Annotated in this window: 16 protein-coding genes; 10 read left to right on the top strand and 6 right to left on the bottom strand. The window is 72.5% G+C overall.

Features of this window, described 5'->3' with window-relative positions; all coding sequences use genetic code 11:
• The first annotated feature begins 10 nt into the window (after window positions 1–10).
• A complete protein-coding gene (locus ACFWV3_RS14075; RefSeq protein WP_382411516.1) occupies window positions 11–805 on the top strand; it encodes a Rossmann-like domain-containing protein in 795 nt (264 codons plus the stop codon).
• A complete protein-coding gene (locus tag ACFWV3_RS14070; RefSeq protein WP_382411515.1) occupies window positions 802–1,890 on the top strand; it encodes a pyridoxal-phosphate dependent enzyme in 1,089 nt (362 codons plus the stop codon). The genes ACFWV3_RS14075 and ACFWV3_RS14070 overlap by 4 nt, the downstream gene beginning before the upstream one ends.
• Here the strand turns inward: ACFWV3_RS14070 and ACFWV3_RS14065 are convergent.
• Window positions 1,815–2,006: a DUF3040 domain-containing protein gene (locus tag ACFWV3_RS14065; protein ID WP_382411514.1), complete on the bottom strand. Its 192-nt coding sequence runs from the start codon at window positions 2,004–2,006 to the stop codon at window positions 1,815–1,817. The two genes, ACFWV3_RS14070 and ACFWV3_RS14065, sit on opposite strands and share 76 nt — an antisense overlap.
• A 134-nt stretch (window positions 2,007–2,140) precedes the next feature.
• On the opposite strand from ACFWV3_RS14065, the gene ACFWV3_RS14060 reads away from it, so the two are divergent.
• A complete protein-coding gene (locus ACFWV3_RS14060; protein ID WP_382411513.1) occupies window positions 2,141–3,976 on the top strand; it encodes a transketolase in 1,836 nt (611 codons plus the stop codon).
• A 118-nt stretch (window positions 3,977–4,094) separates the two neighbouring features.
• Here ACFWV3_RS14060 and ACFWV3_RS14055 read toward each other — a convergent pair whose 3' ends face one another.
• Window positions 4,095–4,268, bottom strand: coding sequence for a hypothetical protein (locus ACFWV3_RS14055; protein WP_382411512.1), 174 nt, complete (start codon window positions 4,266–4,268; stop codon window positions 4,095–4,097).
• 141 nt (window positions 4,269–4,409) lie between these two features.
• Here ACFWV3_RS14055 and ACFWV3_RS14050 point away from each other — a divergent pair, with 141 nt between their 5' ends.
• Window positions 4,410–6,986: a hypothetical protein gene (locus ACFWV3_RS14050; protein ID WP_382411511.1), complete on the top strand. Its 2,577-nt coding sequence runs from the start codon at window positions 4,410–4,412 to the stop codon at window positions 6,984–6,986.
• A 182-nt stretch (window positions 6,987–7,168) separates the two neighbouring features.
• Here the strand turns inward: ACFWV3_RS14050 and tsaA are convergent, their stop codons facing one another.
• Together tsaA and ACFWV3_RS14040 are read right to left on the bottom strand one after the other, a co-directional pair.
• Window positions 7,169–7,564 carry a tRNA (N6-threonylcarbamoyladenosine(37)-N6)-methyltransferase TrmO gene (gene tsaA, locus ACFWV3_RS14045; RefSeq protein ID WP_382411510.1) on the bottom strand — a complete coding sequence of 132 codons (396 nt, stop codon included), beginning with the start codon at window positions 7,562–7,564 and terminating at the stop codon, window positions 7,169–7,171.
• Entirely contained in the window at window positions 7,564–8,967 is a 1,404-nt protein-coding gene (locus tag ACFWV3_RS14040) for a YdiU family protein (protein ID WP_382411509.1), read from the bottom strand. The genes tsaA and ACFWV3_RS14040 overlap by 1 nt, the downstream gene beginning before the upstream one ends.
• 138 nt (window positions 8,968–9,105) lie before the next feature.
• Between ACFWV3_RS14040 and ACFWV3_RS14035 the strand changes: the two genes are divergently transcribed.
• Together ACFWV3_RS14035 and ACFWV3_RS14030 are read left to right on the top strand one after the other, a co-directional pair.
• Entirely contained in the window at window positions 9,106–10,020 is a 915-nt protein-coding gene (locus ACFWV3_RS14035) for a hypothetical protein (protein WP_382411508.1), read from the top strand.
• Window positions 10,021–10,109: 89 nt separating this feature from the next.
• Window positions 10,110–10,556, top strand: a complete 447-nt coding sequence (locus tag ACFWV3_RS14030) for a hypothetical protein (RefSeq protein ID WP_382411507.1) — start codon at window positions 10,110–10,112, stop codon at window positions 10,554–10,556.
• Here ACFWV3_RS14030 and ACFWV3_RS14025 read toward each other — a convergent pair.
• Together ACFWV3_RS14025 and ACFWV3_RS14020 are read right to left on the bottom strand one after the other, a co-directional pair.
• On the bottom strand, window positions 10,553–10,909 hold the full coding sequence (locus ACFWV3_RS14025) for an HNH endonuclease (RefSeq protein WP_382411506.1): 357 nt from the start codon (window positions 10,907–10,909) through the stop codon (window positions 10,553–10,555). The genes ACFWV3_RS14030 and ACFWV3_RS14025 overlap by 4 nt on opposite strands.
• The gene (locus tag ACFWV3_RS14020) at window positions 10,893–11,822 is read right to left on the bottom strand and encodes a LysR family transcriptional regulator (RefSeq protein WP_382411505.1); all 930 of its coding nucleotides are present in this window, start codon (window positions 11,820–11,822) and stop codon (window positions 10,893–10,895) included. Before ACFWV3_RS14020 ends, ACFWV3_RS14025 begins: the two co-directional genes overlap by 17 nt.
• 70 nt (window positions 11,823–11,892) lie before the next feature.
• Between ACFWV3_RS14020 and ACFWV3_RS14015 the strand changes: the two genes are divergently transcribed.
• Genes ACFWV3_RS14015 through ACFWV3_RS14000 form a run of 4 tightly spaced genes read left to right on the top strand, consistent with a single transcriptional unit; the run spans window position 11,893 to window position 14,881 of the window.
• Window positions 11,893–12,927 carry a TDT family transporter gene (locus tag ACFWV3_RS14015; protein WP_382411504.1) on the top strand — a complete coding sequence of 345 codons (1,035 nt, stop codon included), beginning with the start codon at window positions 11,893–11,895 and terminating at the stop codon, window positions 12,925–12,927.
• Window positions 12,928–12,972: 45 nt separating this feature from the next.
• On the top strand, window positions 12,973–14,088 hold the full coding sequence (locus ACFWV3_RS14010; protein ID WP_382411503.1) for an MFS transporter: 1,116 nt from the start codon (window positions 12,973–12,975) through the stop codon (window positions 14,086–14,088).
• Window positions 14,088–14,510, top strand: a complete 423-nt coding sequence (locus tag ACFWV3_RS14005) for a Dabb family protein (RefSeq protein ID WP_382411502.1) — start codon at window positions 14,088–14,090, stop codon at window positions 14,508–14,510. The genes ACFWV3_RS14010 and ACFWV3_RS14005 overlap by 1 nt, the downstream gene beginning before the upstream one ends.
• Window positions 14,507–14,881, top strand: coding sequence for an ester cyclase (locus ACFWV3_RS14000; RefSeq protein ID WP_382411501.1), 375 nt, complete (start codon window positions 14,507–14,509; stop codon window positions 14,879–14,881). The genes ACFWV3_RS14005 and ACFWV3_RS14000 overlap by 4 nt, the downstream gene beginning before the upstream one ends.
• The last annotated feature ends 296 nt before the right edge of the window (window positions 14,882–15,177 follow it).

Here is a 15,177-nt window from a genome sequence, read left to right as displayed (position 1 = left end):
GGGGGATGGAATGACCACTGTGGACGAACTGACAGCGGAAGTGCTGGAGGGGAGGCACGGGCCCGATCCGCGGGAAATACCGGCCACGAGCGTGTTCTGGGTCCATCACGGCACCAGGCTCGCGGGCGGTGACACGACCTACCGCAACCAGTACGTGCTGGCCCGGATCGGGTCGGCGTTCGGCGCCTGCGCGTTCGCGGAAGGCGACGCCGACCCGGCGGTGTGCGCGAACTACTCCGGCGCGCCGGTGGCGACCCTGCTCACCGAGGCCCCGGCGCCGGTGCGGGTCGCGGCACTGGACGCCTACCTCGGCCACGTCCGTCCACACAGGACTTCAGGCGCCGAACGCGTCGTCCTGCCGACGGGAACACCCGAGGAACGGGCGAACGCCAGGGACGCCGCCGTCGCCGGGCTGCTGGACGTGGCACCGGGTGCGAAGGTCGCGTTGATCGGCGTGGTGAACCCGCTGGTCGCCGCGATCCGCGAGTGCGGCGCCGAGTGCCTGCCGTGCGACCTCCAGCTGCGCGCGACGCAGTGGGGCGACCCGGTGACCCCGGACATGCGGGACGTCCTCGGCGTCGCGGACGCCGTCGTCGCGACCGGCATGACCGTCGGCAACGGCACGTTCGACGAGATCCTCCGCACCTGCCGGGAGCGTGAGATCGCGCTGGTCGTCTACGCCCAGACCGCGAGCGCCGTCGCCCGCCACTTCCTCGGCGCGGGCGTCACCGCCCTGTCCGCGGAGCCGTTCCCGTTCTCCCAGTTCAGCGCCGACGAGACGGCGCTGTACCGCTACCGAGCATGAGAGAAGCCGTGGACCACCACATCGCCGACGCGCTCAGCCGTCCCGCCCTCGTCCGCCTCGACTCCCGCACCCTCTGCCTGCGCTTCGAGACCATGAAGGTCGCCTCCGCCCTCGAAGCCGTCCGGTACCTCCTCGAACGCGGCACGATCGCGCACGGGGACACGCTGGTCGACAGCTCCAGCGGCATCTACGCCCACGCGCTGGCGCTCGCGTGCCACCGCCACGGCCTGCACTGCCACATCGTCGCCTCGACGACCGTGGACACGACCCTGCGCACCCAGCTGGAGATCCTCGGCGCCACCGTCGAGCCGATGCCGCCGTCCGCGAGCCTCAAGCTCGACCAGAGCCGCCGGGTGGCACGGGTGCGGGAGATCCTGCGCGAGAACCCGCGGCACCACTGGATGCGCCAGTACCACGACGACGTCCACTACCGCGGCTACCGGCCGATCGCCGACCTGGTCCGGCAGCACGCCGACTGCTCACGGCTGAGCGTCGTCGGCGGGGTGGGCACCGGCGCGTCGACCGGCGCGCTGACCAGGTTCCTCAGGGAGACCGACCCGGACGTGGAGCTGGTCGGGGTGCAGCCGTTCGACAGCGTCACGTTCGGCAGCGAGCACGTGCACGACCCGGAGATCATCATCGCAGGCATCGGCAGCTCGATCCCGTTCGGCAACGTCGACCACGCGCTCTACGACACCGTGCACTGGTTCGGCTTCGACGCGGCGCTGACGGGCAGCGTGGCCCTGCTGCGCGAGCACGCGATCTTCGCCGGGCTGTCGGCGGGGGCGGCGTACCTGGCCGCGCGGTGGGAGCAGCGCCTGGACCCGGACCGGCACGTCGTCGTGCTCGCGCCGGACACCGGGCACCGGTACGTCGACGCCGCCTACTCCAGGCACGCCACGGCGAGGCCGCCGGAGGACCTCGAACCGCGCCAGATCGACGTGCTGGAGGACATGGACCTGCCGTGGTCGCGGATGCGCTGGAACCGCGCCGCCGCACCGCCGAACGGTCAGCTCAGGATCAGCACGCCCAGCCCGACCAGCAGCATCCCCGCGAGAACGGAGACCAGGGCCGCCGCGAGCTGACGGCGGATCCGCCGGGCGTGCGGACCGGCGCTCAGGTCGCGGGCGAGGTCGGGGTCGGCAGCGCGGAAGTGCTGCTCGATGTCGATGAGCCGCTGGTGTTCCTGACGACTGAGCATGGCGCGCTCCCCAGGTCGGTCGGCTGTCGCAACGCGGCGGATACCCGGTGCGACAGCCTCCCAAACCACCGGATGCGGTGTGTTCCCGGGTCCGCCACGGGTAGCCGACCGGGACAGACCCCGGGAGGTGACCTGTGCCCGACAACGACTTCCGCCACGAACTGGCCCAGCAGCTGCGCGTCGACTCGGTCCGGTCGAGCGACGCGGGCGGCTCCGGGCACCCCACGTCGTCGATGTCCGCGGCCGACCTGATGGCCGTGCTGCTCGACGGACACCTGCGACTCGACTACTCCGATCCGGCGAACCCGGCCAACGACCACCTGATCTTCTCCAAGGGACACGCGTCGCCGCTGTACTACTCGATGCTCAAGGCGGCGGGCGCGATCACCGACGACGAGCTGCTGACGTTCCGCAAGCTCGGCAGCAGGCTCGAAGGCCACCCCACGCCGCGCATCCCGCCGACGGACGTGGCCACCGGCTCGCTCGGCTTCGGCCTGCCCGTCGGCGTGGGCCTGGCGCTCACCGGCAGGCGGCTGGACAGGCTGCCGTACCGGGTGTGGGTGCTGTGCGGCGACTCGGAGATGGCCGAGGGCTCGATCTGGGAGGCGTTCCAGCACGCCGGCTGGGCGGGCCTCGACAACCTGACCGTGCTCGTCGACGTCAACCGGCTCGGCCAGACCCGCGAGACGATGCTCGGCTGGGACCTCGACGGCTACGTCGCCCGCGCCGAGGCGTTCGGCTGGCAGGCCCTCGCGGTCGACGGCCACGACCTGACGGCGATCGACGCGGCGCTGGCCTGCGCCACCTCGGCCACCGGCCGCCCGTCGGTGGTGTTCGCCAGGACGGAGAAGGGCCACGGCGTCCGGGCCGTCGCCGACCAGCCCGGCAAGCACGGCAAACCGCTGGAGGACCCGGAGGAGGCGATCGAGGAGCTCGGCGGCGTCCGGTCACTCTCGGTGCGGGTCAGGACGCCGGAACCCGGTTCGCCGCACCGGTTCGCCACCGCCGGCGGCACGCTGCCGCGCTGGGAGATCGGCGACGAGGTGGCGACGCGGCAGGCGTACGGGCAGACGCTCGCCGAACTGGGCGGGCTGCGCGGCGACGTCGTGGCGCTCGACGGCGAGGTGTCCAACTCGACGACGTCCGAGCTGTTCGCCCGGGCCCACCCGGACCGCTACTTCGAGATGTTCATCGCCGAGCAGCAGATGATCGCCGCGGCGGTCGGCATGCAGGCACGCGACTGGGTCGCGTTCGCGTCCACGTTCGGCGCGTTCCTCACCCGCGCGCACGACTTCATCCGGATGGCCGCCGTGTCGCGGGCCGACCTGAGGCTGTGCGGCTCGCACGCCGGGGTGTCCATCGGCGAGGACGGCCCGTCGCAGATGGCGCTGGAGGACATCGCGATGTTCCGCGCCCTGCACGGCAGCACCGTCCTGCACCCGTCCGACGCCAACCAGACGGCGGCGCTGGTCGCGGAGATGGCCACGTTGCCGGGCATCTCGTACCTGCGGACGTTGCGCGCCAAGACGCCCGTGCGCACCTCGCCGGACGAGAACATCCGCGTCGGTGGCAGCCGGGTCGTGCGGTGCGGCGAGGACGACGACCTGACGATCGTCGCGTGCGGCATCACCGTCGGCGAGGCCGTGCGGGCGGCCGAGGTGCTGGACGCCGACGGCATCCGGGCCCGCGTGATCGACTGCTACTCGGTCAAACCGATCGACACGACCACGCTGGCCGACGCGGCGTTGCACACGCGGGCGGTGCTGACGGTGGAGGACCACTGGGCCGACGGCGGGCTGGGCGACGCCGTGCTCGGCGCGCTGGCCGAGCACCCCGCCCGGTCGGTGGTGCGCAAGCTGGCCGTGCGGGAGATGCCGGTGTCCGGCAAGCCCGACGAGCTGCTGCACGCCGCGCACATCGACGCGGAGGCCGTGGTGGAGGCGGCGCGGCAGCTGCTAAATCCCACCTAGATCTCCTCCTGGGGGGGCTTTCCCGGACGGAGGGTTGGGGTGCTCTGGTGTGGCCGCACCAGAGCCCCGGCCGATCACCCTGCGCGAGCAGGGGATCCGCAACCCGAGGGCGTGGGGCTCACAGCGGGTCGGGCGAGGGCGGGACCGGGTCGGGGTCCGGGCCGGGAGGCCGCAGCGGGTCCGGGGCCGGTCCCGGCGGCGTCAGCGGGTCGGTGTCCGGGCCGGGCGGGCGCGGCGTCGTCGGTCCCGGCGTGGTCGGCGGCTGCCCCGGAGGCGGTACTGGTTGGCTCATGCGGGCCGGATACCCGTTCGCACCGCCGGGATCACAGCATTCTCGTCCGGCTCGAATACGGTCGTTTCCGCTAATGCGCCGCGTGTCGTGCCCGACAATCCGTCGAGATCCTGTTGGGGACCGGCAGAACGGGCGGGGAACATGGCGCTGTCCAGGATCACGTCCGCGGGGTGGTTCCTCGGGTCAGAGCAGACGCGCGGCCTGCAGTTCGGCGGCGCGCTGCAGCTCATCCGGCTGCTGGACCGCCTCGCCACCCGTCCTCGCTGGCCCGCCAGGGACGTGCCGGTGCCGATCGTGTCGCTGCGCCGCCCGACTGGCGTCGAGAGCCCGCTCGAAGCCCTGGCCAACCGGCCTGCCACGGCACGGGGCCGCCGGGTCGCGTTCGCTCACGTGCAGCGCGTGGAGTCACGGCGGCGGCTGCTCGACGACGTGGTCGGGCAGCTCGCCGGAGACGTGCGAGGCTCCGCGCGGCTGCGGTTCCCGCATTACGCGCTCGTCTGCTGGGTGCTCGACCTGACGCTGCCCGCCGGTGTCGAGGCCGACGAGGAGGAACGCGAGATCGCGCGGGAGTTCCGGCAGCACCTGCGCCGGCGTGTGCGGATGACCACGGACGGCGCGCAGGACCTCGCGCAGGACTTCCCGTGGTGGATCAGGCTCGTCATCGGGCTGATGCCGCGGATCGGGCTCGCGCTGATGGCGTTGCTGTGGCGGCCGGCGACGTGGGTGGGCGAGCAGCCGCTGGGCGGGCGGTCGCGGCACGGCCTCTACCGGCTGGCCCGCGCGGTCGTGAAGGACCGGCTGGCGGACCGGCACGAGGACGAGGTCGGCGACCTGCTCGTGCGGGCGCTGCTGGAGGACCTGCGGCGGTCGCACCGGCGGTGGACGCTGTGGGGGACCGGCCGGCGGCGGACAGGGAACCCGTGGCTGCTGCTGGAGTCCTCGGACCGGTGGCTGGTCGACGCGATCGGCCGGGCGCGTGGCGGTGTCCGGAGTGGACAGTCGTGGCGCGCGAACCCGTTGAGCCGCCCCGATCCGCTGCTGGTGGTCGCCGCTCACGAGTCGGAGGAGGTGCCGCGGACGCACGCCGCCGACGCGCTGGCGGGCTACCACGACTGGCTCCGGCAGCTGTCGCGGTCCGACAACTGGGTGCTGGAGCTCGACACCGACGCGTCCGAACCCGCCCGCGGAGTGGTCGGCGGGCTGTCCGAGCTGCCTCCGCTGCGCCTGCGCCGAGCGCTCGCCGCACCGCTCGTGGTCGTCCTGGCCGCCGCGTCTCTCGTGGCGGTGCCGTTCCTGAACCTGGCCCGGTGCGACGACTGGTGGTCGGTGTCGCCGCGGTCACCGCTGGAACGCGTCGGCTCGGAGTGCATCGGGGTGTCGGCGGACCCGTTGCGGCACTTCGTCCCCGACACCGTGCCGGCCGACATCCGCCCGGCACTGGAGGACGTCTACGGCCGGATCGTGGCGGAGAACCGCAAGGCGTCCGCGCGGCCGGACGCGATCACGATCGTGTTCCTGAGCGTGCTGACCCCCAGCACCGCCAACAGCTTCTCCGCGCTGGTGGAGGAGCTGCGCGGGGTGTGGGTGGCGCAGAGGACCAGCGACGTGCCCATCCGGATGCTGCTGGCCAACGGCGGCGAGGGACCGGGCGGGCGCGGCCTGGCGTCCGGCGACCTCGCCGCCGACAAGATCATCGAACTGGCCGCGCGCGACCGGAGCGTGGTGGCGGTGACCGGTCTGTCGATCAGCACCGACACGGCCCGTTCGGTCGTGAAGCGGTTGGGCAGCAACGCCTTGCCCGTCATCGGCACGTTGACCTCCGCCGACGACATGGCGGGCGTCAACGAGTACTACTACCAGGTCGGGCCCAACAACCTCCGCGAGGCGCGGGTGGCCGCCTACTACGCGCAGACCAGGCTTGGCGTGTCCGACGTGGCGATCTTCCACTCCGGTGACCCGACCGACCGGTACAGCCAGAACCTGGCCGAGGACGCGCGGGCCGCGTTCGCCGAACGCGGGATCGCGGTCAGCCAGTTCAAGTCCTACCGCGTGGCGAACGACGACGAGGGCCTGGCACCCGCCTCACTGGGCCAGGGCGCGTGCCCGCCCTCGGCGCGGCCGGGGTACGCCGTGTTCTACGCGGGCCGCGCGCAGCACCTGGCGGAGTTCCTGCGCGGCATGAACAGCCGGTGCCAGGGCAGCACCCCGCCGGTGCTCGCGAGCGACTCGTCCACCCGGTTCATCCTCGAGGGCACGATGGCGCAGTTCCCCAACGTGCGCCTGGACTACCTGTCGTTCGCGAGCCCGGCCGCGTGGACCGACTGCGCCCGCGTGCCGTTCTACAAGGTGTACCTGGACGAGTTCCGCAAGACGTGCCGCACGCTCGGCGACGGCCGCTCGGCCGCCGCCTACGACGCGATGCAGGTGCTGGCCGAGGGCGTGCGCCAGGTGCGGCGCACCGACCCCGGCGCACGGGTGCGCGAGGGGCTGCTCGCGGGGATCGGCAGCATCCGGCCGGACAACGCGATCCAGGGCGCCACCGGGACGATCGGGTTCAGCGCGAGCACGCGGCTGCCGGCGAACAAGGCCGTGCTGGTGCTGCGGGGCAACACGGACACGACCTCGACGCCGCGCGTGCTGTGCGGGGAGCTGCCGTTCCGCGCGGACCTGGTGGCCGGGCTGGAGCCGGACGGCGGGTGCCCGCGCGACCCGCAGTGAGGCCCGCGGGGGTTGCGGCGAGGCGGTGGGCGGCGCCGGCAGCTCGGGTGCGGCGGGCGGCGGCTGTGACGGGTGGGCGCGGCAGCCGTGGCGCCACGGGGTGAGCCGCGCGGGTTCTCCGCGGCAGCTCGGCGCGGCGGACTGCTCGTGGTCCGCGGCGGGGTGGCGTGCGCCGCGCCCCGTCAGCGTTCGGTGCCCAGCACCGGCTTCACGTCCACGATCGGCGTGCCGTCCAGCGCCTCCAGGTGCGCGACCCGCACCTTGACGCCGTCCACCCCGAGGATCGTGACCCGGTGCAGCCCCACGGGGTTGGGCCGGTCGGGCGAGCGGGTCGAGAACACGCCGGTCTCCTGCCGCGCCGAGTCGCCGCGCGGGTGCACGGCCAGCACCGAGCGGTCCGCGCGGTCGAGCCAGGTCAGGACGAGGACGTCCTGGCCGGCCTCCAGCTCGCGCATCGCCCGCGCGTACTCCGGGGCGAAGACGAGCCAGGCGTCCGGCGCGCCCTCGTCGCCCTGCTTCGGGGCGGAGGCGCGGTCCAGCAAGGGAGATTCGACGTGGCCGATGGGCTGCAGTTTCATCAAGTCCCGCAGAAGGTCCGGTAGGTGGCGCTGAAGTCCTGCGGCGCAGGAGCGGAGAAGTGTTCCAGACCGGGTCGTTCGCCGAACGGGCGGGTCACCACGTCCACCAAGCGGCGCAACGGGTCGAGGTCGCCGGCGGCTCCGGCGGCAAGCGCTTGCTCGACGAGGTGGTTGCGGGGGACGTAGACCGGGTTGACGCGGTCCATCGCGGCGGCGTCCGGGCCGTGCTCCCGCCAGCGCGCGATCCAGGCGTCGATGCCGGCCAGGTCGAGGAACAGCGACCGGGCGGGTTCGGCGTCGCCGCGGGCCGCGGCCGAGAGGTGGTGGAAGAACGACGTGAAGTCCACGTGGTTCTCCTGCATGAGCGCGAGCAGGTCCTTGAGCAACGGCTTCACGTCGTCGGTGATGCCCAGCTTCGCGCCCATGCCGCCGATCCAGGCCCGTTCGAACCGCTCGGGGAACGTGCCGAGCGTCTCCATGGCCAGCGCGACCGCCTTGTCCTCGTCGTCGTCGAACAACGGCAGCAGCGCCTCGGCGAGACGGGCGAGGTTCCACTCGGCGACGATCGGCTGGTTGCCGAAGGCGTACCGGCCGCGGTGGTCGATCGAGCTGTAGACCGTCGCCGGGTCGTAGGCCTCCATGAACGCGCACGGGCCGTAGTCGATCGTCTCGCCGGAGATCGTCATGTTGTCCGTGTTCATCACGCCGTGGATGAACCCGACGAGCATCCACCGCGCCACGAGAGCGGCCTGGGCCGCCACGACGTGCTCGAACAGCTCCAGGTACGTGCTGCCGGGGTGGTGGCGTGCGATGGCGTGGTCGGCGAGGCGGCGCAGCAGGTCGACGTCGCCGGTGTTGCGGGCGTACTGGAAGCTGCCGACGCGCAGGTGTGACGCGGCGACGCGGGCCAGCACCGCGCCGGCCAGCGGTTCGTCGCGCTGGACCGTGGCGCCCGTCGCCACGACGGCCAGCGAACGGGTGGTCGGGATGCCCAGGGCGTGCATCGCCTCGCTGAGGACGTACTCGCGCAGCATCGGGCCGATCGCCGCCAGTCCGTCGCCCCCACGCGCGAACGGCGTGCGGCCGGAGCCCTTCAGGTGCAGGTCGCGCAGCCGGCCCTCGGCGTCGGTGAGCTCGCCCAGCAGCAGCGCGCGGCCGTCGCCGAGCCGGGGGGAGTAGCCCCCGAACTGGTGGCCGGCGTAGGCCTGCGCCACACCGGGTGCCGCGGTGCCGACGAGCAGCGGCAGTCCGTCGGCCTTCAGCCATTCCGGGTCGAGTCCGAGCTCACGGGCGAGCGGCTCGTTGAGGACGAGGAGTTCCGGTTCCGCGACCGGGACGGCCTCCCACGAGACGGCCATCTCCGGGACGGCGGTGGCGAAGTCGCTGCTCAGGCTGATGCTCACGCCTCCCACGGTACCGGGCCGCGTCTCAGTTCGATGTGACCGCGCTCTCAGATCGAACTCCGGTGAACCGTCTCGGGAGGGCGTACGTGACAGGGGTGGAACAGGTTGACGTAAGTCCACTCAGGAGTGAGAAACCCCATGCTTCGTAAGCAAGTTGCGATCGTTGCTGCCCTTTTCGCGGTCGGCGCCGTCACGTTGACGGCCTGCGGCCAGGGTGCCGCGCAGTCCGGTTCGCCGGCGCCGGTTTCGGGACAGGTGCAGGAGAGCCAGGCCGCCGCGGGTGAGTCCGAAGTGGACTTCCTGCGGGGCTCGGCGAACTCCAACAACGCGGACAAGACCACCGGCGACCGCGCCCCGCAGTCCGCGCCGGTCGAGGTGAGGCAGAAGTGGGTGGAGCTCCGCGTCGCGAACGCCGGCGGCCTGGAACCCGCTGTGGTCAACGGGAACGGCCGCACGATCTACTGGTTCAGCGAAGACCCGGTGAACGGCGGTGTGTCCAACTGCAACGGTGACTGCGCGAAGACCTGGCCCGCCATCACGGTCACCAGGGGCACCAAGGTGTTCTTCCCCGGCATCAAGAAGGAGAACATCGGCGTCATCAAGCGCCAGGACGGCCAGCTCCAGCTGACGCTCGGCGGCCGCCCGATCTACCTCTTCTCGAAGGACCAGAAGGCCGGCGACATCCTGGGTCAGAACGTCGGCGGCAAGTGGTTCGTGATCAACCCCGAGGGCAAGCGCGCCGTCGCCCCCGCGGAGGCCCCGGCACCGAAGCCGGCCGAGCCCGCGACCGGAGCCAAGCCCGCGACGTCCGTGACCTTCTTCACCGGCAAGAACTTCGACGACTTCAGCGGCGACAACTTCGCCACCGGCGTCAAGCCCGCGAAGCAGTGCGCCGACCTGCGCGGTGGATTCCAGTCGCTGTCCCCGGACGGTGCGGTGAAGATCTGGTCCGAGCCGGGCTGCAAGGGCAAGTCCGCGATCGTCGACGAGGACGTCCGCGACACGGCGGCCCTCGGCTTCCCGAACGGCGCCCGCTCGTACATCAACACGTGATCCGGAACGCGTGAACCTGATCGGGTGAAAGCACAGGCCGCCAGACCACCCCGGGTCTGGCGGCCTCGCCGTCTCGCTACGCTGCCGCCATGCGCTACTCCGCCATTGCGCTGGCTTTGCTGCTGGTCGGGTGCGGCACGTCGACGACATCGCTGCCCACCATCACCCCGGCCGCCCCGTCCCAGTCCGCCGCGGGCCTGCCGGACCTGCAACCCCGGCTCGACGCCATCGGCGTCCTGCTCACCGACTGCGTCGCCCGCCTGCGCGGCGAACCCGTCGACCCCGCCGACAACTGCGTCCACGTCCTGCCGGACGTGACGGGCGTGATCGACGAGGCCGAGAAGCAGTCCGCGAAGCTCGCGCCGGCCGGGCAGGCCGCCCTCGCCGACGTCCGCCGCCGGCTCACCGAGATCGCGCCGTGCGAGCCCTGGTTCGCGGCCGGCGGTGCGAGCGGTGACGCCCAGCTCGACACGCGGTGCGGGAAGGCCTGGGACGCGTTGTTCCAGAGCTACAACGCGGTCCGCAACGCGGCTTAGACGCCGGAGAAGCGGGTGGTGAGCTCCGCCGAGATCTCGTAGTGCCGCACCAGGAACGAGCGCTCGTCGAGCTTCTTGCGCCGCAGCCAGCCGGTCACCTCGGCGTTGCACTTGCTGGCGTTGCAGGAACCGCACGCGGGCACGACGTTGCCGAGCGTGTACCGGCCGCCGCGCGAGATGGCCTGCACGCAGTCCTTCTGCAGTGAACCCGCGGGCTCACGGCAGTACGCGCAGCCGCCCCACGACGTCTTCAACGCGTCCCATTGCGCGTCGGTGAGGTCGTGGGTGGCGAGGGCCATGCGCTTCTTGCGCTTGCGCGCGGCGCGAACCTGTTTGCTACCGCCGGTCGGCACGGGTCGTGAGACTACGCGTCGCGATGGTCAACAGGTCGGAGGCGGGGCCGCGCGGCGTCTGTCCGGTGGGCCACACCGCCCGCAACGCGCGGCGCAGGTCCACGCCCGTCACCTCGACCCGGACGAGCGCGCGGGTCGCCAGGTCCGCGGCCACCGCGTGGCCGCTGAGCACCGCCGGGCCGATGCCGCCGGTCGCGGCCGCCTTGATCGCGGTGGTCGAGGACATCTCCAGCAACGGGTCCGCGGACGACGTCACCCCGGCCGCGCGGAGCGCGTGCTCCCAGGCCTGACGCGTCCCGGAGCCGGACTCCCTGCTGACCAACGGGGTCGTGGCGGCCTTCGCGGCGGTGACGTGCCGCCGCCGGGCCCAGGGATGACCGGGCGCGACCACGAGCACGAGCTCGTCCTCGGCGACCACCCGGCCGGCCAGTCCGGCGGGCACGTCGATGCTCTCGATGAACCCCAGGTCGGCCTTCCCGGAGAGCACCTGCTCGGCGACGTGCGCCGAGTTGCCCGCCGTCAGCACGGTCGCGGTGTCGGCGCTGACGGCCCGCAACGCGATGAGCCACGCGGGCAGCAGGTACTCGGCGACCGTGAGGCTGGCGGCGACCGTGAGGTGGCACTGGCGGTCGGCGCGCAGGCTGGTGAGACCGGCGTCGAGGTCGGCCGCCCGCGCGAGCACCGGCTCCGCCCACCCGGCCACGAGCTGACCGGCGGTGGTGAGGCGGGCGCCGCGCGGCGTGCGTTCGAGCAACGTCACCCCGACGCGGGCCTCCAGGGTCCGCAGCCGTTCGCTGGCGCTGGGCTGGGACATGCCGTGGGCCTGAGCGGCACGGCCGATGCTGCCCAGCTCCGCGACACTGCGCAGGAGGTCGAAGCTGGTCAGGTCGGTGACCCTGGACGGCAGAGGCATAGGGACAGCCTATGCGTTCAGCGGCGATCGCCGCCTACCGGAGCCTGGGGAGCCGGAGGATCGTCAGGTCGTGACCGCTCTCGCACCTCATCCACACCGTGCCCCCGAGGTGCGACGAGCGGCGCCTTTCGGCCCGAACCTCTTCGCCGCCGTGATGGGCACCGGGATCGTCGCCACCGCCGGTGCCTCGATGCCCGGCCTGCGCACGGCCGCGACGGTCGTCTGGGCGCTCGACGCCGTCCTGCTGACCGTGCTCGTGGTCGCCGCCGTCCGCACCTGGACCCCGGCGACGGTGCGCGGCCAGGTCGCCGATCCCGTGATGGCGCAGTTCTGGGGCGCGCCACCGATGGCGTTGATGACCGTGGGCACCGGCACGCTGCTGCTGGGGTCGGACTGGATCGGCCTGCCCGCCGCGCTGGCGGCCGACTGGGTGCTGTGGACCCTGGGCACGCTCCTCGGCCTGGTGACGTCGGTGCTGGTGCCGGTGCGGATGATCGGCAGCGGTGAGCTCGCGTTCGGCGGCTGGCTGATGCCGGTGGTGCCGCCGATGGTCTCCGCCGCGTCGGGAGCGTTGCTGGCCCAGCACCTGGAGGGATCGGCGCGTCAGACGATGGTGCTGGGCTGCTACGCGTTGTTCGGCATCAGCCTGTTCGCGACGCTGGTCGTCGTGCCGCAGATCTGGCACCGGCTGGTGCGGCACGGACCGGGCGCGGCCACGACCGTGCCGACGCTGTGGATCGTGCTCGGGCCGCTGGGCCAGTCGATCACCGCGGCCGCGTTGCTCGCCGGGGTGCCCGTGCTGCCGGGACAGGTCGCGTTCGCCGTCCTGCACGGCACCGCCACGTGGGGTTTCGCCCTGCTGTGGCTGGCGTTCGCGACGGTGGTGACCGTGCGGACGGCCCGGCGCGGGCTGCCGTTCGCGTTGACGTGGTGGAGCTTCGTCTTCCCGCTAGGCACGCTCGTGACCGGCAGCAGCGCACTCGGCGCGCGGGTCGGGTCGCCGATGTTCACCGTGGTCGCGGACGTGCTGTACGGCGTTCTCGTGCTTGCCTGGGTCGTCGTCGGTGTTCGCACCGTCCTGCATCTGAGCGGAAGATCTACGTAGTTCCTGCCGACGCGAAGGGCGCCAGCCCCTCGCGAAGGTGGGGGTGTGACGACGCGAATCGCTCCTCCCCGCACCGCCAAGGCGGTGGTCCTGGCCTCGGCCACGCTGACCATCATGGCGGCGGCGATCATCGCCCCCAGCCTGCCGGCGATGGGCGAGGTCTACGGCGAGGGCGTGCTGGTCCGGCTGGCCCTCACGATCACCTCGCTCGCCATCGCGGTCAGCGCGCCGCTCGCGGGCCTGGTGGCGGACCGGTTCGGCCGCAAGCCGCTGCTGCTGGCCGGTCTCGCCGGCTACGCGGTGAGCGGCACGGCCGGGTACTTCGTGACCAGCCTGCCGGTGCTGCTCGCCACCAGGACGGTGCTGGGCCTCGCGGTCGGCGGGATCATGACCGCGGTCAGCGCGCTGATCACGGACTGGTTCGACGGGCCGGAACGCGGGCGGTTCCTGGGGCTCCAGCAGGCGTTCGCGAGTCTCGGCGGGGTCGTGTTCCTGCCGCTGGCCGGGGTGCTCGCGGGCATCGGCTGGCGGCTGCCGTTCTGGCTCTACGGCGTCGCCGCGCTCGTCGCGGTCGCCGCCGTGGGGCTGCGGGAGGAGCCGCGTCCGGCCGAGAAGGCCGTGGGGAAGGGTTTCCCGTCGCGGGCAGTCTGGATCTACCTGCTGGCGTTCGTGGCCACGCTCGTGTTCTACATGGCGCCGACGCAGCTGCCGTTCCTGCTGCGCGACCTCGGCGCCGGCCCGGCGGTCATCGGGGTCGTCGTCGCCGGCAGCACGCTCACCGGCGCGGTCGGAGCGCTCGTGTTCCCCGGACTGCCCAGGGGAAAGCTCACCGCGGTCAGCATCGTGCTGCTCGGGGCGGGCTGGCTCGTGATCGGCATCGCGCACGGCGTCCCGCTCGTCACGGCCGGGCTGCTCGTCGGCGGCTTCGGGATCGGGCTGTCCGTGCCGAACCTGAACCTGCGGCTCGCCGACCTCGCCCCGCCCGCACACCGCGGCCGCGTGCTCAGCGGGCTGGTGGCCGGGATCTTCCTCGGCCAGTTCCTGTCCCCGCTCGTCCTCGCACCGCTGGTCCAGCTCGGCATCGGCACCGCCTTCGTCTGGACCGGCGTCGTCACCACCACCGCAGGGGCGGTACTCGCCCTGACGTACAAGGAGAACTGATGATCTACCACGGAATCCGGCTCACGCTCCGCGAGGACGCACCGCCCGAGAAGGCGCAGGAGGCGCTGGAGAGCCTGCGCAACCAGGGCCGCGTGATCCCCTCGGTCAAGACGTTCGTCGTCGGCCGCGACTTCGGCGGCGAGTACGAGTGGGGCGCCACGTTCGTCATTGAGGACCTCGAGGGCTACTGGGAGTACCTGGTGCACCCGGCGCACCGCCACACCGACCTCATCGGCCTCCCGCTGGCGGACCGGTTCGCGTCGTTCGACATCACCGACGACGAGGACCCGGAGATGGGCGGGAAGATCGCCGCTCTGCACCGGAAGCGCTACGACAACGACCCCGAGCTCACGCGGCTCGTGTCGAACCTGGGCGAGTACTCGGGCAGTGCCGCCCCCGGACCTCACGGGGAGAACCGGTGAACGAGCTGCTGCAGGACTGGCTCGACTTCTGGAACGGCGACCTCGCGCTCGCCGGGAAGATCGTGCACGACGACTTCACCTGGCACGTCGCCCCGCTCACCGGTGGCCCGCCGCAGGACCGCGCGGGTCGCGAGGAGGTCGTCGGGTGGGTGCGGGAGGCGCACGAGACCATGCCCGGCCTGACGTTCTCCGTCCAGGTGGGACCGATCTCGCAGGAGCCGTTCCACGTCGTGCGCTGGTTCGCCGAGGCGAACGGGATCTCCTTCCACGGCACGGACATCCTGCGTGTGGAGGACGGCAGGATCGTCGAGTACTGGCTGAACGCGGACAGCCTGTGGGCGGCGCAGCAGCTCGGCGTCGTTCCTCGGTGAGGTCGGCTGCGGGGTAGGTGTTTTGGTTGCGCGGCTTGGGGCCGTGGTCGCGTTGGGTGGTGCCGTGCCTGTTTCGTGCGCGGGGCTCTGCCCCGGACCCCGCCAACTGATCAAAGACCCCCAGCGCCGTGAGCGGGTTGATGGCACGCCTGTTCGTGCCGGGCGGCTGCGCGTTGCGTAGGTGGTGCGGTTCGGGTGGGGTGGGTCCCGTCCCAAGCCGAGCCAGAGCGAGCCACAACCAAGGCGGGGGGTGAGCGCGATAGGAAAAAGGGGGGAGGGGGAGAGCCCCCGGCTGC

It is taken from the genome of Lentzea sp. NPDC059081 (genome assembly GCF_042738015.1).
GTDB lineage: Bacteria > Actinomycetota > Actinomycetes > Mycobacteriales > Pseudonocardiaceae > Lentzea.
The sequence above is the reverse complement of the archived record's forward strand: the minus strand, read 5'-3'. Positions and strand labels throughout refer to the sequence as shown.